The sequence below is a fragment of the Streptomyces buecherae genome (genome assembly GCF_014295035.1).
Taxonomy (GTDB): Bacteria; Actinomycetota; Actinomycetes; order Streptomycetales; family Streptomycetaceae; genus Streptomyces; species Streptomyces youssoufiensis.
Genome location: NZ_CP060404.1, coordinates 507,575 through 528,174, shown reverse-complemented (window position 1 = coordinate 528,174; position 20,600 = coordinate 507,575). Strand labels below are relative to the sequence as shown.

Annotated in this window: 2 protein-coding genes; both read right to left on the bottom strand. The window is 76.9% G+C overall.

Annotated elements, in window-relative coordinates; all coding sequences use genetic code 11:
* Nucleotides 1-113 precede the first annotated feature (113 nt).
* Complete coding sequence (locus H7H31_RS01750) at nucleotides 114-317, bottom strand: MbtH family protein (RefSeq protein ID WP_176165474.1); 204 nt, start codon at nucleotides 315-317, stop codon at nucleotides 114-116.
* Between the two features lie 176 nt (nucleotides 318-493).
* Complete coding sequence (locus H7H31_RS01745; RefSeq protein ID WP_187065126.1) at nucleotides 494-20,599, bottom strand: non-ribosomal peptide synthase/polyketide synthase; 20,106 nt, start codon at nucleotides 20,597-20,599, stop codon at nucleotides 494-496.
* Between the last annotated feature and the right edge of the window lies 1 nt (nucleotide 20,600).

Sequence of the window (20,600 nt, the reverse complement as noted above, 5' to 3'; positions counted from 1 at the left end):
CCGCGCTGACGCCGGGGCGCGGCGCGCGGCCCCGCCCCGGCGTCAGCGCGTCCCGCGGCCCGGCCGCCGCCCCCGGCCCACCGCCGGGGCGGCGGTCGGGGGCGGCACAGCCGTCAGGACTCGACGCGGTCCATGCGCTCGCGCAGGCTGCGCGGGCGCATGTCCGTCCAGACCTCGTCCACGTACGCGGAGCACTCGTCCTGCGTGCCCTCCTTGCCCACGGCCTGCCAGCCGTCCGGGACCTCCAGGTCGGCCAGCCACAGCGAGTACTGGTCCTCGTCGTTGCGCAGGACCTGGTAGCGGGCGTTCTCGTCCATGTGTGTTCTCCCATCGTGGAGTCGGGGTGCGAAAGAAGCGGATCGGATGTCGGATCGGGTGGGGCGTCGCCGGGACCCGGCCCCGGCGGCGGCCCACGGGGCGCGTGGGGTCGGGCCGGGCGGCGCTCGGACACCGGCGCCGGCGCGCGGCGCCGGGGCGGCGGCGACGCGCCCGCTCACGCGCCGGCCCTGGCGTGCCCGGCGATGTGGCGCAGCGCCTCGGTGAAGTCCGCGGCCACGGCGCGGATGGTCGCCTCGTCGTGCACGGCGGGCCGGTACCGCCAGGTGAAGGCCAGCCTGCCGGCCTGCACGGCGCCGACCACCTCCAGCAGGTGGGCGCCCGCGTCGCGGGGGTCGTGGTCCTGGCCGAAGGAGCCGTGCTCGGCGCGCACCAGCGCGCCCGCCACCTCGTCGGACCTGGCGTCCCACTGCCCCAGGTAGTTGAAGGCGAGCTGCCCCGCGCCGGGCCGCTCCAACGCGGCGCGCACCTCGTCCGGGCCGTACGTGCGCAGGGCGCCGAACCCGATGCCGTTGCCGGGCACGGCCCGCAACTGCCGCCGCACCGACTTCACCAGCGCCCGCCAGTCGCGGTCCGGCGCGAGGTGGGCGGCGTCCGGCACCCGGAGGCGGACCGGGTGGATGGTGGTGAACCAGCCGACGGTGCGGGAGAGGTCCACGTCGGCCAGCACCTCCTCCCTGCCGTGCCCCTCCAGGTCCACGCTGACCTCGTCGTCCCCGGTCCAGCGCGCCAGGGCCAGCGCGAGCGCGGCCAGCAGCACGTCGTTGATGCGGGTGCGGTACGCGGCGGGCGCCGCTCGCAGCAGTGCCTCCGTGTCCTCCTCGCCCAGCGTCGCGACCACCGCGCCGGGTGTGCCGTCCGTGGCGTCCCCGTCGTGGTCCACGGGCAGCGGGGCGGGGGCCACTGCCTGCCGCCAGTAGGGCAGTTCCTCGTCCAGCGCGCCGGCCGCGACATGGGCGGCCAGCCCCCGGGCCCAGTCCCGGTAGGCGGTGGTCCGCCTGCCGAGCGCGATGCCGTCGCCCGCCACGGCCTGCCGGTAGCCGCTCTCCAGGTCGTCCAGCAGGATGCGCCAGGACACCGCGTCGACGACCAGGTGGTGCGCCACGAGCAGCAGGAAGTCCGGCCGCCCGGCGGCCCCGGTGAACAGGGCCGCGCGCAGCAGCGGGCCCCGGCCGATGTCGAAGCCGCCGTGCAGGGCGTCGGCCGCCCGTTCCATCGCCGCGTCGGCCTCCTTCTCCGACAGCCCCGCCAGGTCGTGCCGTACGAGGAGGTCCGGAACGGGGGAGGGGGCCGGGTTGTGCTGCCGCCACTGGCCGCCTTCCTCGGTGAAGCGCAGGCGCAGCGCGTCGTGGTGTTCGAGCAGGGCGTCCAGTGCCGCCCGCAGCGCGACGGGGTCGGGGCGGCCCTCCAGTTCGAGCAGCGCGGACTGGTTGAAGTGGTCGCGTGCGGCGCGCGGCGTGGCGAAGAACCACGCCTGGATCGGCGTCAGCGGCAGGTCGCCGGTGACCGGGCCGCCGTCGTCGTCGGTGGACTCGGTCGTCACCACGGTGGCCAGCGCGGCCACCGTCTGATGGGTGAACAGGTCCTTCGTGGCCAGCCGGAGCCCGTCCCGGCGCAGCCGGGAGACGACCTGCATGCTGAGGATCGAGTCGCCGCCGAGGTCGAAGAAGTTGTCGTCGGCGCCGACGGCGTCCAGGCCCAGCACGTCGGCCCAGATGCGCGCGATCCGCCGCTCGGTCTCCGTGGCCGGCTCCCGGCGCGCGCCGGCGGACCCGGCCACTCCGGCGGCGGGGTCGGGGTCGGGCAGGGCGCGCCGGTCGAGCTTGCCGTTGGCCGTGAGCGGCAGCCGCTCCAGGGGGACGTACAGGGACGGCACCATGTGCGGGGGCAGCGCGCGGGCCAGGTGGTCGCGCAGCTCCGCGACGGGCAGCCCGTCCGGCGCCCCGTCGGCCGGTACGACGTAGGCCACCAGCCGCCCCGGGCCCGCGGAGCGCTGCCCGGCCGGGTCGGCGGACCGTACGGCGACGACCGCGTCGCGCACCAGCGGGACGCGGCGCAGGGCGCTCTCGATCTCGCCCGGCTCGATGCGGAAGCCGCGCAGCTTCACCTGCTCGTCCACCCGCCCCGCGTACCGCAGTTGGCCGTCCGCGCCCCACCGTGCCAGGTCGCCGGTGCGGTACATCCGCTCGCCGGGCTCCCCGTCGGGGCAGGCGACGAACCGGCTCGCGGTCAGCCCCGGGCGCCCCAGGTACCCGCGGGCCAGGTGCGGGCCCGCGACGTACAACTCGCCGATCACGCCGACCGGCACCGGACGCAACGCCGCGTCCAGCACCCGGGCGCGGGTGCCCGCCACCGGGCGGCCGATGGGCGGGGCGCCGCCGTCCGGTGCCAGCGCGTCCGTCCAGGTGGCCACCACGGTCGCCTCGGTCGGCCCGTAGGAGTTGACCATGCGGCGGCCGGGCGCCCAGCGTTCCACCAGGTCGGCCGGGCACGCCTCGGCGCCGACGATCAGGGTGCGCAGGCGCGACAGGCCGCCGGCGGCCTCGGGGGGCACGGTGGCCAGCGCGGCGGGCGGGATCAGCGCGTGCGTGACGCGCCGGTCGGCGAGGACCCGGGCGAGCCGGTCGCCGAGCAGCGGCCCCTCCTCGCCCGCGACGAGCGCGGCGCCGGACAGCAGCGAGACGCACAGCTCCAGGACGGAGGCGTCGAAGCTGGGCGACGCGAACTGCAGCACCCGGTCGCCCGGCCGGACCTCGTAGCGGGCCGCGGCGGCCGTGGCGAAGCCGGCGATCCCGGCGTGCGTGACCACCACCGCCTTGGGGGTGCCCGTCGAGCCGGAGGTGTAGATGACGTACGCCGGGTGCCCGGTGGCCAGCGGCGCGCGGCGGTCCGCGTCGGTCGGGGCGGTGTCCGGGCCGTCCGCGCGCCACACGCGCGCCGGGTCGTCGATGACGAGGACGGCGCCGGAGTCGCGCAGCATGAACTCCCGCCGCTCTACCGGGTAGTCGGGGTCCACCGGCAGGAACGCGGCACCCGCCTTCGCCACGGCGAGCTGCGCCACCACCGTCTCCGCCGAGCGGGGCAGCGCGAGCGCCACCACGTCCTCGGGGCCCACGCCCCGGCCGGCGAGGTGGTGCGCCAGCCGGTTGGCGGCGCGCTCCACCTCGGCGTACGTCCACTCGCGCGCCCCGGCGACGAGCGCCACCGCGTCGGGTGCCTGGGCCGCCCGCCGCTCGAACAACTCGGCGATCGTGGCTGGGGGCACCGCGTCGCCGGCGACCTCGCCGGGCGCGGGCAGCCGCTCCAGCTCCTCGCGGGAGGCCAACGGCAGGGCGGCGACGGGGCGGTGCGGGTCCTCGGCGACGGCGGCCAGCAAGGCGGCGAGCTGGCCGGCCATCCGGTCGGCGGTGGCGGCGTCGAACAGGTCGGTGCTGTACGTCAGCAGCCCGCGCAGTTCTCCGGTGTCGGTCTCGGCGAACTCCCAGGTGAGGTCGAACCCGGCGTGATGGGTGTCCGGCTCGATGTCGCTCACCTCAAGGCCCGGCAGGTCCAGGTCCGCCCCCGGCGCGTTCTGCAGCACGACCATCGCCTGGAACAGCGGGGTGCGGCTGGTGTCGCGTACCGGCTGGACCGCGTCCACCACCTGCTCGAAGGGCACGTCCTGGTGCGCGAAGGCGTCCAGCACCGTCCGCCGCACCCCGTCCAGGACGTCCGGGAAGGACGCGTCCGGGGCGATGGCCGAGCGCAGGGTCAACGTGTTGACGAAGAAGCCGACGAGGTTCTGGGTCTCCGGGCGCTCGCGGCCGGAGGTGACCGTGCCGACGGCGACGTCCCGCTGCCCGGACAGCCGCGCGAGGTACGTCTGCACGGCCGCCACCAGCGTGGTGAACAGCGTGGTCCGCCGCTCCCTGGCGAGAGCGGTGAGCCCGCGGGCCGTGGCGGGCGGCAGCACCAGCGGGGTCGTCGCCCCGGCCCGGCCCCGCTCGGCCGGTCGCGGCCGGTCGGTGGGCAGGTCCAGCGGCTCCACGCCGGCCAGGGTCCGCCGCCAGTACCGCAGGTGCTCCTCGGCCGCCTCCCGCCCGGCGGTCCGCTGCCAGTACGCGATGTCGGCGTACCCGACCGGCAGCGGCGGCAGCGGGCCGACGTCCTCGCCCAGCGCCGCCCGGTAGAGGTGGGCCAGGTCGCCGGTGAGCACGGAGGTGGACCAGCCGTCGGTGACGATGTGGTGCAGCGTCAGGGTCAGCACGTGCTCGCTCGCGCCGAGCCGGAGGAGACCGGCGCGCAGCAGCGGCCCTCGGCGCAGGTCGAAGGGGCGCGTGCGCTCCGCGTCCAGCAGCTCCGCCAACCGCCGCGCGCGCTCGGCCGGGGGCAGCGCCGACAGATCGCGCACCGGCAGCGGCACCTCGCCCGGCGCGTGCACGATCTGCACGCCCTGGTCGTCCACGGTGTCGAAGGTGGTGCGCAGCGACTCGTGCCGGGCGACCAGCCCGGCCAGCGCGGTACGCAGCGCGGCGGCGTCCAGGTGGCCGCGCAGGCGCAGCGCCAGCGGGGTGATGTACTCGGTGCCGCCGGGCGCGAACGCGTCCAGGAACCACAGCCGTTGCTGCGCGTACGACAGCGGCAGCCGGTCCCGGGCCACCGGGGCGGGCGCGATCGGGGTCCGCCCCGTGGCACGCTGCCCGGTGAGCAGCGCCGCGACGCCGGCCGGAGTCGAGTGGGTGAACACCGTCCGCGGGGTGACCTCGGTGTCGAACTCCGCCGCGAGGCGGGAGGCGAGCCGGATGCTGAGGATCGAGTCGCCGCCCAGCGCGAAGAAGTCGTCCTCCACGCCCACCGCCTCCACCCGCAGCACCTCGGCCCACACCCGCGCGGCGCGGGCCTCGGCCTCGGTGCGCGGGGCGACCGCGCCGGGCGCCGCGACGGCGGGCGCGGGCGCGGGCAGGGCCGCCCGGTCCACCTTGCCGTTGGCGCTCAGCGGCAGCGCTGCCAGCCGTACGAACGCCGAGGGCACCAGATAGTCGGGCAGGGCGCGTTCGGCGTGGGCGCGCACGTCATCGGTGTCCAACCCCTCGTCGCCCACCAGGTAGGCGACGAGCCGCTTGGCGCCGTGATGCTCCTCGCGGGCCACCACCGCCGCGTCCCGCACCCCGGGGTGGCTGGCGAGGACGCCCTCGACCTCGCCCGGCTCGACCCGGAAACCACGGACCTTCACCTGGTCGTCGGCCCGGCCCCGGAACTCCACCGTGCCGTCGACGCGGCGGCGGGCCAGGTCGCCGGTGCGGTACATCCGACCGCCGGGCGGGCCGAACGGGTCGGCGACGAACCGCCCGGCCGTCGCCCCCGGCCGGTCGAGGTAGCCGCGGGCCACGCCCTCCCCGGCCAGGTACAGCTCGCCGACCGTGCCAGGCGGCACCGGCCGCAGCCGCGCGTCGAGCACGTGGACGCGCAGGTCGTCCAGCGGCTGCCCGATGGGCACCGGGTCCGGCACGGCGGCCGGGTCGGACATCGCGAAGGACGTGGCGAAGGTCGTGGCCTCGGTCGGCCCGTACCCGTCGACCACCACCAGACCGGGGCAGGCGGCCAGCACGCGGCGCACGGCCGCGGCCGGGACGACGTCACCGCCGGTCCACACCTGCCGCAGCCCCGCCAGGGCGTCCGGCGCGTCCTGCGCCAGCAGCCGGAACAGGCCGGCCGTCAGCCACACCGCCGTCAGGCCCCGGTCGGCGATCAGCCGTCGCAGCACGGCGGCGTCCAGCGGCCCCGGGGGAGCGACGACGACCTGGCCGCCGCCCAGGAGCGGCGCCCACACCTCGAAGGTGGTCGCGTCGAAGGCGACCGGCGAGTGCAGCAGGACCCGCTCGCACACCCCGTCGGCGAACCGGCCGTCGGTGGCCAGCGAGGCCACGTCCCGGTGCCGTACCCCGACCGGCTTGGGCAGCCCCGTGGAGCCCGAGGTGAACATCACGTACGCCAACCGGTCCGGGTCCGCGGGCGGCAGCGCCGCCGGGTCGGGGAGGGGCGCCGTCCGGGCGGCGGCCACCTCGTCGGCGGTCAGCCGGACGGACGCCCGCGCCTGCTCAAGCAGGACCGCGCGACGCCCGGCGGGCGCGCGGCCGTCCACGGGCACGTACGCGCCGCCCGCCCTGACCACCGCGAGCTGGGCCACGACGAGTTCGGCCGAGCGGTCCATGAGCAGCGCGACCCGGTCCTCCACGGCCAGCCCGCCGGCCACCAGGCGTGCCGCCAGCCGGTCGGACCAGTCGGCGAGTTCGCGGTAGGTGAGCCGCCGGCCGCCGTCCTCGGTCAGCGCGACCGCGTCCGGGGCGCTGCGCGCCCGGGCGGCGAACAGGTCCACCGGCGAGCCGGGCCGGGCCGGGCGCGCGGTGGTGTTCCAACCGCGCAGCAGCACGCGGTCGTCGTCGGTGAGCGGCTCCAGGTCCCCAGGCGAGCGCGTCCCGCCGCTCGTCAGCGCCTCGGCGGTGGCCGACAGCAGCGCCGACAGGTGCGCCGTGGCCCGCTCCACCGTCGCCCGCTCGAAGAGCGCCTCGTCGTAGTCGAGGTCGAAGCCGACGCGGTCGCCGACGTAGGCCCGCAGGCACAGCGGGAAGGTGGTGGCGGTCTCGGCGCGTACGTCCACGATCGCGATGCCCGCGTCGGCCGCGGCCCGCTCGTCGAAGGGGTAGTTCTCGAAGACGACCATGCTGTCGAAGAGCGCGGTGCCCGTGGGTACGTCGCTGAGCGCCTGGATGCGGGGCAGGGCGACGAAGTCGAAGCGCCGGGCGTCGCTCTGCTCCTCTTGGAGGGCGCGCAGCCAGGACAGCACGCCGCCGGGCTCGTCGGCGCGGACCCGGGTGGGCACCGTGTTGATGAACAGGCCCACCATGTCCTCCACGCCCGGCAGTTCGGCGGGCCGGCCGGAGACCGTGGTGCCGAACACCACCTCCCGGCGCCCGCTGTAACGGGCCAGCAGCAGCGCCCAGGCGCCCTGCACCACGGTGTTGACGGTCAGCGCGCCCCGGCCGGCCGCCTCCCGCAGCCTGCCCGAGACCTCCTCGCTCAGCTCCAGGTGCACCGAGGCGGCCGACCTGGCGCGGTGCGCCTCCACCGGCGGCCGGTCGTACGGCAGCGGCGTGGGCTCGGCGAACCCGGCCAGGGCGTCGGCCCAGTACCGCTCGGCCTCCGCCTGGTCGCGCTCGCCCAGCCAGTGCAGGAAGTCGCGGAAGGGGCGGCGGGCGGGCGGGTGCGCGGGGGCCTGGGCGACGGTCGCCGCGTACCGCGCGCACACCTCCGTGAAGAGCTGCCCGGTGCTCCAGCCGTCCAGCATCAGGTGGTGCGATGACCAGACCAGCAACACCTCGTCGCCGGGGAGCGCGGCGAGCGCCAGCCGGCACAGCGGGGCCACCGTGACGTCCATGCCGGCCGCCCGGTCCTCGGCCAGCAGCCGGTCGAGCGCCGCCTCCCGGTCGGCGGGGGACAGGGACCGCCAGTCGTGACGGGTGACGGGCAGCGCGGCACGCCGCCGCACGACCTGCACCGGGTGCGCCAGGTCCCGCCACTGGACGGCGGAACGCAGCGCGGGAGTGCGGTCGGCCACCTCCCGCCAGGCGTCCGCGAACGCCCCCGGGTCGGCGACGCCCGCGACACGGACCACCAACTGGTCCACGTAGGCGTCCGCCGTGTCGACCAGGCCGTGGAAGAGCATGCCCGCCTGGAGCGCCGTCAGCGGCAGGACGTCCTCCACCTCGCCGCCGTCGCCCGCGACCAGGTCCACCTGCCGCTGGTCGAGCCCGGCGAGCGGGAAGTCGGAGGGGCTGCGGCCCCCCGCGCCCGGGGTCGCGCAGTGCGCGACGATCTCGCCCAGCGCCGCGACCGTCTCCTCGGCGAGCCGGCGCACCAGCGACTCGTCGTACACCGCGGGCGGGTAGGTCCAGCCCAGCTCCAGCACGCCGCCCTGGACGACACCCGTCACCTCCAACGCGTACGGGCGGGTCTCCTCGGGCGCGGTGTCCTGCCCGGCCGGCGGCAGCGCGGCCCGCAACAGGCCGGCGGCGCCCGGCTGTTCACCGGTGGCCACGTCCCACTGGCCGTGGTAGTTGAAGCCGACGCGCGGCGCGGGCGCGGCGGGCAGCGGGCTCGGTCGCCGCAGGTGGCGCAGCGCGCCGTAGCTCAGGCCCCGCAGCGGCACGCCGCGCACCTGTTCCTTCACCGACAGCAGGGTCCGCCGCCAGTCCGCGTCCGGCGCGACGGTCAGGGCCATCGGGAACTCGGCGGTGAACCAGCCGACCGTGCGGGAGGTGTCCAGGTCGTCGAACAACTCCTCCCGGCCGTGGCCCTCCACGCCGATGAGCACCGTCTCCCGGCCGCACCAGCGGGCCAGCGTCCGGCCCAGGGCACTGAGCAGCACGTCGGCCACCTGGGTGCGGTACACCTCCGGCACCCGCCGCAACAGGGCCTCGGTGTCCGCCTGGTCCAGGTGGACGGTGACCGTGCGCGCAGCGCCCTGCGGGTCGGGCCCGCCGCGGCCGGCGGGCAGTTCGGCCGGCGCGGCACACACGGCGCTCCAGTACGCCGCGTCGCCGTCGAAGGCGCCGGAGTCCGCGTACCGCGCCAGGCGGTGCGCCCACTGCCCGAACCCGGTCTCCACCGGAGCGAGTTCGACCGGCCGCCCGGCCACCGCGTCGCGGTAGGCGCTCTCCAGGTCGCCCAGCAGGACGCGCCAGGACACCCCGTCCACCACCAGGTGGTGCGCGGTGAGCACCAACTGCGGCGGCCCGTCGGCGCCCCGGTCGAAGAACAGGGCCCGCGCCACGCGGCCCGTGGTCGGGTCGAGCGAGTCCCGCGCCTCGTCGGCCGCGGCGCGCACCGCCGCCTCCAGGGCGGCGCCGTCCAGCCCGCGCACGTCGTGCCGGGTGAACACCGCCTCGGGCGCGGCGGGCAGCGCCTCCTGCGACCAGGCGCCGTCGGCGTGCCGGAACCGGGTGCGCAGCCCCTCGTGCCGGGCCACCAGCGCGGCCACGGCCGCCTCCAGCGCGACGGCGTCGGTGTCGGGGGCCAGCTCCACCCGGTTGGTCATGGTGAAGCGCATCCGGTCGCCGACCGGGCGGTCCGCCAGGTACCAGTGCTGGATCGGGGTGAGCGGCGCCGGGCCGCTCGGCGCCTTCGGCGCGCCGCCGGCACGCGGGTCCGCCTGCCCGGCGCGCAGCGCCAGTTCGGCGACGGTCTGGTGGCGGAAGACGTCCTTGGAGGTGAGGGCCAGCCCGGCGCGCCGGGCCCGGGAGACGATCTGGATGCTGAGGATGGAGTCCCCGCCCAGGGTGAAGAAGTTGTCCTCCACGCCGACCCGGGGGACGCCGAGCACCTCCGCCCAGATGCCGGCGAGCAGCGTCTCGGTCTCGGTGCGCGGCGCCACGTGCGCGCCCGCGCCGTCCGGCTGGGCGGGCGGCTCGGGCAGGGCGCCGCGGTCGGTCTTGCCGCTGCTGGTACGCGGAATCCGCGCCAGGGTGACGAACACCGAGGGCACCATGTAGTCCGGCAGGCTCCGCCGCAGCCGTAGCCGCAGCTCCTCCGCGGCCGGCGGCCGTGGCCCGTCGGGCACCAGGTAGGCCACGAGCCGTGCCCGGCCCGCGTGCTCCCGGGCCACCACCACCGCGTCCCGCACCCCTCCGGCGGCCAGCAACGCCGCCTCCACCTCGCCGGGCTCGATGCGGAACCCGCGCACCTTCACCTGCTCGTCGGCGCGCCCGAGGAACTCCAGCAGCCCCCGGTCGCCCCAGCGGGCCAGGTCGCCGGTGCGGTACATGCGGGTGCCCGGCGGCCCGAACGGGTCGGCCACGAACCGGCCCGCGGTCAGGCCCGGCCGCCCCAGATAACCGCGGGCCACCTGCGCCCCCGCCAGGTACAGCTCACCCGGCACGCCGACCGGCACCGGCCGCAGCGCCGCGTCGAGCACATAGGCCCGTACGCCCCGGCCAGGGCGGCCGATGAGCGGGCGCCGCGGATGCTCGGCGAAGGACCCGTACACGGCGTCGACGGTGCACTCGGTGGGCCCGTACACGTTGTACGCCGCCACGCCCTCCAGGGCGCGCAGCTCCCGCCACAGCGCGGCGCCGACCGCCTCGCCGCCCACCAGGACCAGCCGGGGGCGGTGGCCGCCGGCGAACAGCCCGGCGGTCACCAGCTCCTGGAGGAAGGACGGGGTGGTGTTCACGCAGTCGATCCGGTGCTCCGCCACCAGGGCCACGAACGCCGCCGGATCGTGCCGCACGTCCTCGTCCACCAGGTGCACCCGCTGGCCCAGGGCCAGCAGCAGCGGGCCCTCCCAGGAGGTGTCGAAGGAGAACGAGGCGCTCAGCGCGAACCGCAGCCGCCCGCCGTCCCCGGTGTGCGGGGCCACCAGGCCCGCCAGGTGGTCGCGGCACAGGTTGAGCAGGTGCCGGTGCTCGACCAGCACGCCCTTGGGCCGGCCGGTGGAGCCCGAGGTGTAGTTCAGGTAGGCCGCGTGGGCGCCGCGCAGCGGCGCGATCCGGTCGGCGTCGGTGGGGTCGTGGTCGGGGAGTCCCGCGAGCGGCGCCTCGCGCAGCGTGTCGGGCTCCAGCACCACGTGCGGCGCGGCGTCCTCGTACAGCAGCGCCACGCGCTCCTCGGGCAGCTCCGGGTCCACCGACAGATGGGTGCCCCCGGCCTTGAGCACGGCCAGCAGCGCCACCAGCATGTCCGAGGTGCGCGGCAGCCGCACGGCCACCAGCCGCTCGGGTCCGACGCCGCGCGCGATGAGGTGGTGGGCCAGCCGGTTGGCGCGGGCGTTGAGGGTGGCGAAGTCCAGCGTCGCGTCCCGGGCCACCAGGGCGGTGGCGCGTGGGGTACGGGCCGCCGACTCCTGGAAGAGGTCCACCAGCGTCGCGTCCGGCGCGGGCGCGGGCAGCGGCTCGCCCTGCCAGTCGGTGAGCGCGCGTCGCCGCTCGGCGTCGGTCATCAGCGGCAGCGCCCCCACCGGCCGGTCCGGGTCGTCCGCGACCGCCTCCAGGAGCAGTCGCAGCCGCTCCAGCGCCCGCTCCACCGTGGCCTCGTCGAACAGGGCCGTGTCGTACTCCACGTAGCCGGTCAGCCCGTCGTCGCCCGCCACGAAGTCGAAGCTCAGGTCGAAGGTGGCGTGCCGCACGGGCGGCGTGAGCGCCTCGACGGACAGGCCCGGCAACTCCGGTTCCCGGCCGCCCAGGTTGTGCAGGGCGACCATGACCTGGAACAGCGGGGTGCGGCTGGTGTCCCGCTCCGGCCGCACCGCCTCCACCAGGCGCTCGAAGGGCACGTCCTGGTGCGCGAAGGCGTCCAGGACCGTCGCGCGCACCTCGCCCAGGAGCTGGCTGAACGGCGCGTCGGGCCGCACCCGGTTCCGCAGCACCAGGGTGTTCACGAACATGCCCACCAGGTGCTCCAGTTCGGGGCGGTCGCGCCCCGCGCTCACCGTGCCGACCGCGATGTCCTCCTGGCCCGACCAGCGGGCGAGCAGCACCTCACAGGCCGCGAGCAGCGTCATGTACAAGGTGGCGTCGGCCCGGCGCCCGGCCTCCCGGAGCCGGTCGGTCAGCGCGGCGGGCAGCGAGAACTCCAGCAGCGCCCCGTCGCCCGCGCGCACGGCCGGCCGTGGCCGGTCCGTCGGCAGCTCCAGCGGAGCCACCCCCGCCAGCCGCTCCCGCCAGTGGGCGAGGGCGGCCTCGTCGGCGGCGGCGGCCCGCGCGTCCTGCCAGGCCGCGAAGTCCACGTACGCCAGGGGCAGTTCGGGAAGGCGCGGCGGGCGGCCGGTCAGGGCCGCCGCGTACAGCTCGGCCAGGTCCCGGCCCAGCACGGTCGCCGACCAGCCGTCGGTGGCGATGTGGTGCACGGCCAGCGTCACCACGTGCTCGTCGGCGGCCAGCCGTACGAGCCCGGCCCGCAGCAGCGGCCCGCGCGCCAGGTCGAAGGGGGTGCCGGCCTCGCGGGCCAGCAGTGCGTCGAGCGCGGCGGAGCGCTCGTCCGGCGGCGTGGCCGACAGGTCGGTACGCGCCAGTTTTACCGGGTGCGGCGGTCGCACGCGCTGGCGGGCCCGGCCGTCCTCGTCGGCGAACGTGGTGCGCAGCGGCTCGTGCCGGGCCACCAGCCCGTCGAGGGCCGCGCGCAGGGCGCGGACGTCGAGCGCGCCGCGCAGCCGCAGCGCCGACAGCGTCACGTACGTGGTGCCGCCGGGCTCGAAGCGGTCCAGGAACCACAGCCGCCGCTGGGCCGGCGACAGCGGCAGCGGGCCGGTGCGGTCGGCCGTCGGGATCGGGTCGGCCGGCGCGCCGGCCGACCTCGGGGCCGGCAGGGCCGCGGCCAGTTCCGCGACGGTGGGGTGGGTGAACAGCAGCCGTGGGGAGACCTCCGCGCCGAGGGCGGCGTGCAGCCGGGAGGCGACGCGGACGGCGAGGATCGAGTCGCCGCCAAGGGCGAAGAAGCCGTCGTCGGCGCCGACCTCGCCCGTGCCGAGCACCTGCGACCACGTGCGGGCCACCAGGTGCTCGGCCTCGGTGCGCGGCGCGACGCGCTCGCCGGCCGCGGCGTAGCCGTCCCGGTCGGGGGCGGGCAGGGCGCGCCGGTCGAGCTTGCCGTTGACGGTCAGCGGCAGCGCCGTGAGGGCCACGTACGCGGCGGGCACCATGTGCGCGGGCAGCCGCTCCCGCAGGTGCGCGCGCAGGGTGGCGGCCGACGGCGGCGCGGCCGGGTCCGCGCCCACGACGTGGGCGACCAGCCGCCGCACGCCCGGGGTGTCCTCGCGCACGCCGACCGCGGCGTCGGCGACGGCGGGGTGCGCGGTCAGCGCGGCCTCGATCTCGCCCGGTTCGATACGGAACCCGCGGATCTTCACCTGCTGGTCGGCCCGGCCCAGGTAGTCCAGGGTGCCGTCCGCCCGCCACCGCGCGCGGTCGCCGGTGCGGTACATGCGCGTCCCCGCCGGGCCGAACGGGTCGGCCACGAAGCGCGCGGCGGTGAGCCCAGGCCGGTTCAGGTAGCCGCGGGCCAGGCCCTCGCCCGCGACGTACATCTCGCCCACCGCGCCGGGCGGCACCGGCGCGAGGTCGCCGTCGAGCACGTACACCCGCAGGTCCCCGATGCCGCGGCCGATGCCGCTGGAGGTGGCCCCGGTGACGGTGGCGCGATCCAGCGGCGCGTACGTGACGTGCACCGTGGTCTCGGTGATGCCGTACATGTTGACCAGCACCGGCGCGGTGTCCGGGTGGCGCTCGTACCAGTCGGTCAGCCGCCCGAGCTCCAGGGCCTCGCCGCCGAAGACCACCCGGCGCAGCGCCAGTCGGTCGCCGAGTTCCGGGTGCTCGGCGTCCGCGCGCACCAGCGGCTGGAACGCCGAGGGCGTCTGGTTGAGGACCGTCACCCGCTCGTCCACCAGCAGGCGCAGGAAGTCCTTCGGCGACCTGGCCACGTCGTGCGGGACGACGACCAGCCGCCCGCCGTGCGCCAGCGCGCCCCAGATCTCCCAGACGGAGAAGTCGAACGCGTAGGAGTGGAACAGCGTCCACACGTCGTGCTCGTCGAAGCCGAACCAGTCCCGGGTGCGCTCCAGCAGCCGCACCACGTTGGAGTGCGGCACCACCACGCCCTTGGGCAGACCGGTGGAGCCCGATGTGTAGATCACGTACGCGGGGTGCTCGGGACGTGGACGGTGGGCCCGGCCCGGCCCGGCGGCGGGCCGGCGGGCCAGGTCGGCCCGGACATCGGGGTCGTCCAGGAGCAGCCGGGGGCAGCCGGCGTCCCGTACCCGTTCCGCGACGGCGCCCGTCGTCACCAGCAGCGCCGGCGCCGCGTCGCCCAGCAGGTGGGCGATGCGACCGGCGGGCAGCTCCGGGTCGATCGGCACGTAGGCCGCCCCGCTCCTGACCACCGCGAGCAGCGCCACCAGCAGTTCCGTCGAGCGGGGCAGGGCGAGCGCCACGAACCGCTCGGGGCGGGCCCCGCACTCGGCGAGCCGGTGCGCCAACCGGTTCGCCGCGGCGTCGAGTTCGGCGTATGTCAGGGTGGCGTCCGGGCCGCTCACCGCCACGGCGTCCGGGGTGCGGGCCACCCGCGCCTCGAACAGGTCCACCAGGGTCCGCCCCGAGTGCCCCCGTTCGGCGCCGTTCCAGTCGACCAGCACGCGGCGGCGCTCGTCGGCGGTCGTCCAGGCCAGCTCCCGCAGGGGCCGGTCGGGGCCGGCCGCCAGCTCGCCGAGCAGCAGGCACAGCCGGTCGGCGACGGCCCGCGCCGTGGCCGGGTCGAACAGCTCGGGGTCGTAGGCGAGGTCGAACCCGAGACGGTCGCTCTGGTAGGCGCGCAGCACCAGGGGGAAGTTGGTGGCGTCGCGCGAGGCCACCTCCCGGACCCGGACCCCGGCGTCGGCGGTGCGGGCGTCGTCGAACGGGTAGTTCTCGAAGGCGACCATGCTCTCGAACAGCGCGGTGCCCGTCGGCACGTCGCTGAGGGCGGTCACCCGCGCCAGCGACACGGCCTCGAAGCGGCGCGCCTCCGCCTGCGCGTCCTGCACCTGGCGCAGCCACGCCGCGGCCGGCCGGTCCCCGTCCACCCGGACCCGGGTGGGCAGCGTGTTGATGAACATGCCCACCATGGACTCCACGCCGTCCAGCTCCGCCGGGCGGCCCGACACGGTGCTGCCGAACACCACCTCGCGCTCGGCGGCGTAGCGGGACAGCAGCAGCGCCCACGCGCCCTGCACCACGGTGTTCAGGGTGAGCCCGCGGCGCTGCGCGGCCCGCGCCAGCTCCCGCGACACCTCGACGGGCAGGGCGGCGGCCACCACCTCCGCCGAGCGGGAGCGGTGGGCCTCGCGGGGCGGCCGGTCGTAGGGCAGCGGCGTCGGCGTCGCGAACCCGGCCAGAGCCGTTCGCCAGAACTCCTCGGTCTCCCGCGCTCGGCCCTGCCTCCCGGCCAGCCAGCGCACGTAGTCGCCGAACGGGCGGCGGCGCGGCGGCGCGTACGAGCGGCCCGCGACGAGCGCCGCGTACTCCTCGCACACCTCGGTCAGCACCTGCGCCAGGCTCCAGCCGTCCAGGATCAGGTGGTGCGAGGTCCACACCAGGTGCAGGCCGTCGCCGGGCAGCCGGGCCAGCGACAGGCGCAGCAGCGGCGCGGTGCCCAGGTCCATGCCGCGCGCCAGGTCGCGCTCCTTCAACCGGGCGAGCGCCCGCGCGCGACCGGCCTCGTCCAACTCCCGCCAGTCGTGGTGCTCCACGGGCACCTCGGCCCGGCGGTCGACGATCTGCATCGGTTGGGGCACGTCCTCCCAGACGACGCGGCTGCGCAGGGCCGGCGTCCGGTCCACCACCCGCTGCCAGGCGCGGGCGAAGCCCTCCGGGTCCGCCACCCCGTCCAGCAGCAGAGCGGCCTGGTCGAGGTAGACGTCGTCGGCAGCGCCGTCCAGCAGGCGGTGGAAGACCATGCCCTCCTGCAACGGCGTCAGCGGCAGGATGTCCTCCACCGCGCGCCCGTCACCGGCCAGCCGGTCCACCCGCGCCTGGTCCAGGCCGGCCAGCGGGAAGTCGGACGGGGTGCGCCCGCCGGCCCCCGGCAGCGCGCAGTGGTCGACGATGGCGGCCAGCGCCCGCACCGTGGCCTCGGCCAGCTCGCGCACCGTGCCCTCGTCGTGCACCTGGTCGCTGTAGTGCCAGGTGGTCTCCAGCACGCCGTCGGCCACGACCGCCGAGACGTCGAGCAGGTGGTCGAGCCGTTCACCGGCCGCCATCTCACCGCCCGGCACCTCGCCCGCCGGAGCGAAGTCGCCGCCCGGCGCCGCGTCCCACTGGCCGTGGTAGTTGAAGCACACCTGCGGCAGCGGCACCTCGCGCAGCGCGCGCGCCGCCTGGTGCGGCGAGTCCAGGCGAGCCAGCGCCTCGTAGCCGAAGCCGCGCCGGGGCACGGCCCGCAGCCGCTCCTTCACCGACTTCAGCACCGCGCCCCAGTCGGGCTCGGTCCCTCCCGTCCCGTCCAACGTGAAGGTCACCGGGTACTGGGCGGTGAACCAGCCGACGGAACGGGACAGGTCCACGGCGGGCGCGGCGCCGGCGGCGCCCGCTTCCCCCGCCCCGTCCTCGCCCCGCCCGGTCGCCGGCCCGTCCTCGATCTCCTCCCGGCCGTGCCCCTCCAGGGCCACGGTCACCCGGTCGGAGCCGGTCCAGTCGGCGAGCGTCCGGCACACGGCGCTGAGCAGGACGTCGTCGACGCGGGTGCGGTACGCGGCGGGCACCCGGCGCAGCAGCGCCTCGGTGGCCTCGCGCGACAGCTCGGCGCGCACGGTGCGCACCGATCCGGCGAGCGGCACCCCGGGCCGGTCCACGGGCAGCGACACACGGGGCTGCTCGCTCTCCCGCGTCCAGTACGGCAGGTCCGCGTCGAGTCCGCCCTCGGCCACCCAGCGGGTCAGCCGCTCGGTCCAGGTGGTGAACGGCGTGGTCGCCGGCTCCAGCCGGACCTCCGTGCCGGCGGCGGCCTGGCGGTAGCCGCTCTCCAGGTCGGCCAGCAGGATGCGCCAGGAGACGCTGTCGACGGCCAGGTGGTGGGCGGTGAGCAGCAACTGCGGGCGCTCGCCGGCCTCCGGGCGCAGCAGGGCGGCGCGCAGCAGCGTGCCGTCGGCCGGGTCGAGTCCGGCGCGCAACTCGTCGGCCACCGCGCGCAGGGCCGTCTCCCTGCCGGGGCCATCGGTCCGTGGCACGTCGCGGTGGACCAGCGGGCCGGGGGTCTTCGCGCCGCCGTCGGCCATCGGGTACTGGCGCCAGGATCCTTTCTCGCGGGCGAACCGGGTGCGCAGCGCCGGGTGGTGGGCGGTCAGGGCGCGCAGCGCGCGCTCCAGGGCCTCCGGGTCGGTCTCGGGCGGCAGGTCGAGCAGCATCGACATGGTGAAGTGCCGCAGCGGCCCGTGCGTGGCGAGGAACCACTCCTGGATCGGGGCCAGCGGGCCGGGCCCGGCCTCCCGCTGCGGCGCGGTGGTGACCGGCGGGGCGGCGCGCCGGTCGGCGGCGGCGGCGAGTTCGGCGACGGTCTGGTGCCGGAAGACGTCCCGCGAGGTCACGTGCAGCCCGGCGGCCCGGGCCCGGGACACCGTCTGGATGCCGAGGATCGAGTCGCCGCCCAGCTCGAAGAAGTTGTCGTCGACGCCCACGTGGGCCACGCCCAGCACGGCCGACCAGATCCCGGCCAGCTCCCGCTCCGCTTCGGTGCGCGGGGCGGTGAACTCCCGCTCGCCCGCCGCGGCGTCCGGGTCGGGGGCGGGCAGCGCGCGCCGGTCCAGCTTGCCGCTGACGGTCAGCGGCAGCGCGTCCAGCACGACGAACGCGGCGGGCACCAGGTGGCGCGGCAGGGTGAGCGACAGCGCCTGCCGCAACGCGGCGGGCACCGGCCGTCCCGCGCCGGCCGCGGGCACCACGTAGCCGACCAGCCGGGCGTGGCCGCGCTCGTCGGAGACCGCCACGACGGCGGCCTCGGCCACCTCGGGCAGCGCCGTCAGCGCCGCCTCCACCTCACCCGGCTCCACCCGGTGGCCACGGATCTTGACCTGGTCGTCGGCGCGGCCGAGGTAGTCCAGCCGCCCGCCCGAGGTCCACCGGGCCAGGTCGCCGGTGCGGTACATCCTGCCGCCGGGCGGGCCGAAGGGGTCGGGCACGAACCGCGCGGCGGTCAGCCCCGGCCGGCGCAGGTAGCCGCGCGCCACCTGGTCGCCCGCCAGGTACAGCTCGCCGCCGACGCCGACGGGCACCGGCTGCCCCCGGCCGTCCAGCACGTAGGCGCGCACGTTGTCCAGCGGCCGGCCCACCACCGGCCGCACCGCGCCGTCCACGCGGCAGGCCAGCGCGTCGACGGTGCACTCGGTGGGCCCGTAGAAGTTGTACGCGGCCACGTCCGGCAGCCCGGCCAGCTCGCGCCACAGCGCGGGGCCGATGGCCTCGCCGCCGAGCATCAGCACCCGCGGGTGGTGGCGGGGGTCGGTGAGCAGCCCGGCGGGCAGCAACTGCCGCAGGTAGGAGGGGGTCACGTCGAGGAAGTCGACGCGGTGCTCGACGACGTACTCCACCAGGGCGGCCGGGTCGAGCCGGGTGGCCTCGTCCACCAGGTGCAGTCGGTGGCCGTCGGCCATCAGCAACACGCCCTCCAGCGAGGTGTCGAAGGAGAACGACGCGGTCAGGGCCACCCGCAGCGGGCCGCCGCCGGCGTCGGCGACGAAGCCCTCACGGTGCGCGGCGAGCAGGTTCACCAGCGAACGGTGCTCGACGGACACGCCCTTGGGGCGGCCGGTGGAACCAGAGGTGTAGATCACGTACGCCGTGTTGTCCGGGCGCAGCGGTCCGAGCCGGTCGGCGTCGGTGGGGTCGTCCTCCCGGCCCGATGAGGGGAGTGCGCGTAGCGTCTCCTCGTCGACCAGCAGCGCGGGTTCGGCGTCCGCCAGCAGCAGCCGAATCCGCTCCTCGGGCAGTTCCGGGTCCACCGGCAGGTAGCCGGCGCCGGACTTCCACACGGCCAGGATCGCGACGACCATGTCGGCGGCGCGCGGCAGTCGCACCGCCACCAGCCGTTCGGGCCCGGCGCCACGGGCTATGAGGTGGTGGGCGAGGGCGTTGGCGCGGGCGTTGAGCGTGGCGTAGTCCAACGTGGCGTCGCGGGCCACCAGCGCCGTCGCGCGCGGGGTGCGGGCGGCCTGCGCCTGGAACAGCTCCGGGTAGGTGGCCGGAGGTACCGGTCGGGCCGTGGCGTTCCACTCCACCAGCAACAGCCGCCGCTCCGCCTCCGAGAGCAGGTCCAACTCGCCCAGCGCCCGGTCGGGTTCGGCCACGACCTCGGCCAGCAGGGCCACCAGTTGCCCGGCCATGCGGGCGGCGGTCGCCGCGTCGAACAGGTCGGTGCGGTACTCCAGCAGACCGGCCAGCCCGTCCCCGTCGGGTACGAACTCGACGCTGAGGTCGAAGGTGGCCGAGCGGCGCGGCACGGCGACCGGCTCGGCCACCAGGCCGCGCGGGGCGGGCGCGGCAGGCGGGGCGGGGTGGAGCAGGACCATGGCGTCGAACAGCGGGTTGCGCCCCGCCTCGCGGGCCGCACCCACCGCGTCCACCAGCCGCTCGAAGGGCACGTCGTCGTGGGCGAAGGCGTCGAGCACCGTGGTGGAGGAGGCGGCGAGGAGTTCCCGGTAGGAGCGGGCGGTGTCCACCGGCGTCCTGAGCACCACCGTGTTGACGAACAGACCCACCGCGCGCTCCAGTTCGGTGCGCCCACGGCCGGGCGTCAGCGAGCCCACGGCGATGTCGTCCTGTCCCGACCAGCGGGCGAACAGCGCCTGGCAGGCGGCCACCAGCGCGGCGAACAGCGTGGTGTGCTGCCCCGCCGCCAGCTCCCGCAGCCGGGCCGTGGTGGCCGCCGGGACGGCGAAGGTGTGCACGGCGCCGTCCCCGGCCTCCCGGCCCTCGCGCGGGCGGTCCAGCGGCAGCTCCAGCGGCTCCAGGCCGTCCAACTGCTTGGTCCAGTAGGCGAGGTGCTCCTCCAGCGCCGCGCCGGCCAGCCGCTCGCGCTGCCAGGCGGCGAAGTCCGGGTACTGGGTGGCGACCGGCGGCAGCGCCGGCTCCTCGCCGCGTGCCAGGGAGTCGTACGCGGCGCACACCTCCTCCACCAGCACGCCCATCGACCAGCCGTCGGTGACGGTGTGGTGCGCGGTGACCAGCAGGACGTGCTCGCTGCCCGAGGCGCGCAGCAACACGGCCCGCAGCAGCGGACCGCCGCGCAGGTCGAACGGGAGCGCGTACTCCGCGAGCAGCGCCGCCTCCAGCACCGCCCCCGGGTCCGCGTCTGAGTCCGCCGCCTCCGCTCCCGCCGTCAGGTCGCGTACGGGCAGCTCCACCGGGCCCGCGGGGCGCACCCGCTGCACCGGCCGGCCGTCGTCGGTGTCGAAGGTGGTGCGCAGCGCCTCGTGGCGGGCCACGACGGTCCGCAGCGCCCCGGCGAGCGCCTCCCGGTCCAACTCGCCGGTCAGCCGCAGCGCGACCGCGCTGTTGTAGCGGGCGTCGCCCGGTTCGAGCTGGTCGAGCAGCCACAGCCGCTGCTGGGCGAAGGACGGCGGCAGCGGCCGGGAGCGGTCCGCGCGCGGAATGCCGTCCCCGCCTCCGGCGGCCTGGCCGGCCTTGCCCGCCAGGCGCCGGCGCAGCGCCTCCTGGAGATCGCGCGGCAGGGCCGCGGCACGGTTCTGCTTCGAGTTCGAAGACGTCATG

Coding starts and splice junctions, on each gene's coding strand:
- H7H31_RS01750 (WP_176165474.1), bottom strand. CDS start 317: ATGGACGAGAACGCCCGCTACCAGGTCCTGCGCAACGACGAGGACCAG.
- H7H31_RS01745 (WP_187065126.1), bottom strand. CDS start 20,599: ATGACGTCTTCGAACTCGAAGCAGAACCGTGCCGCGGCCCTGCCGCGC.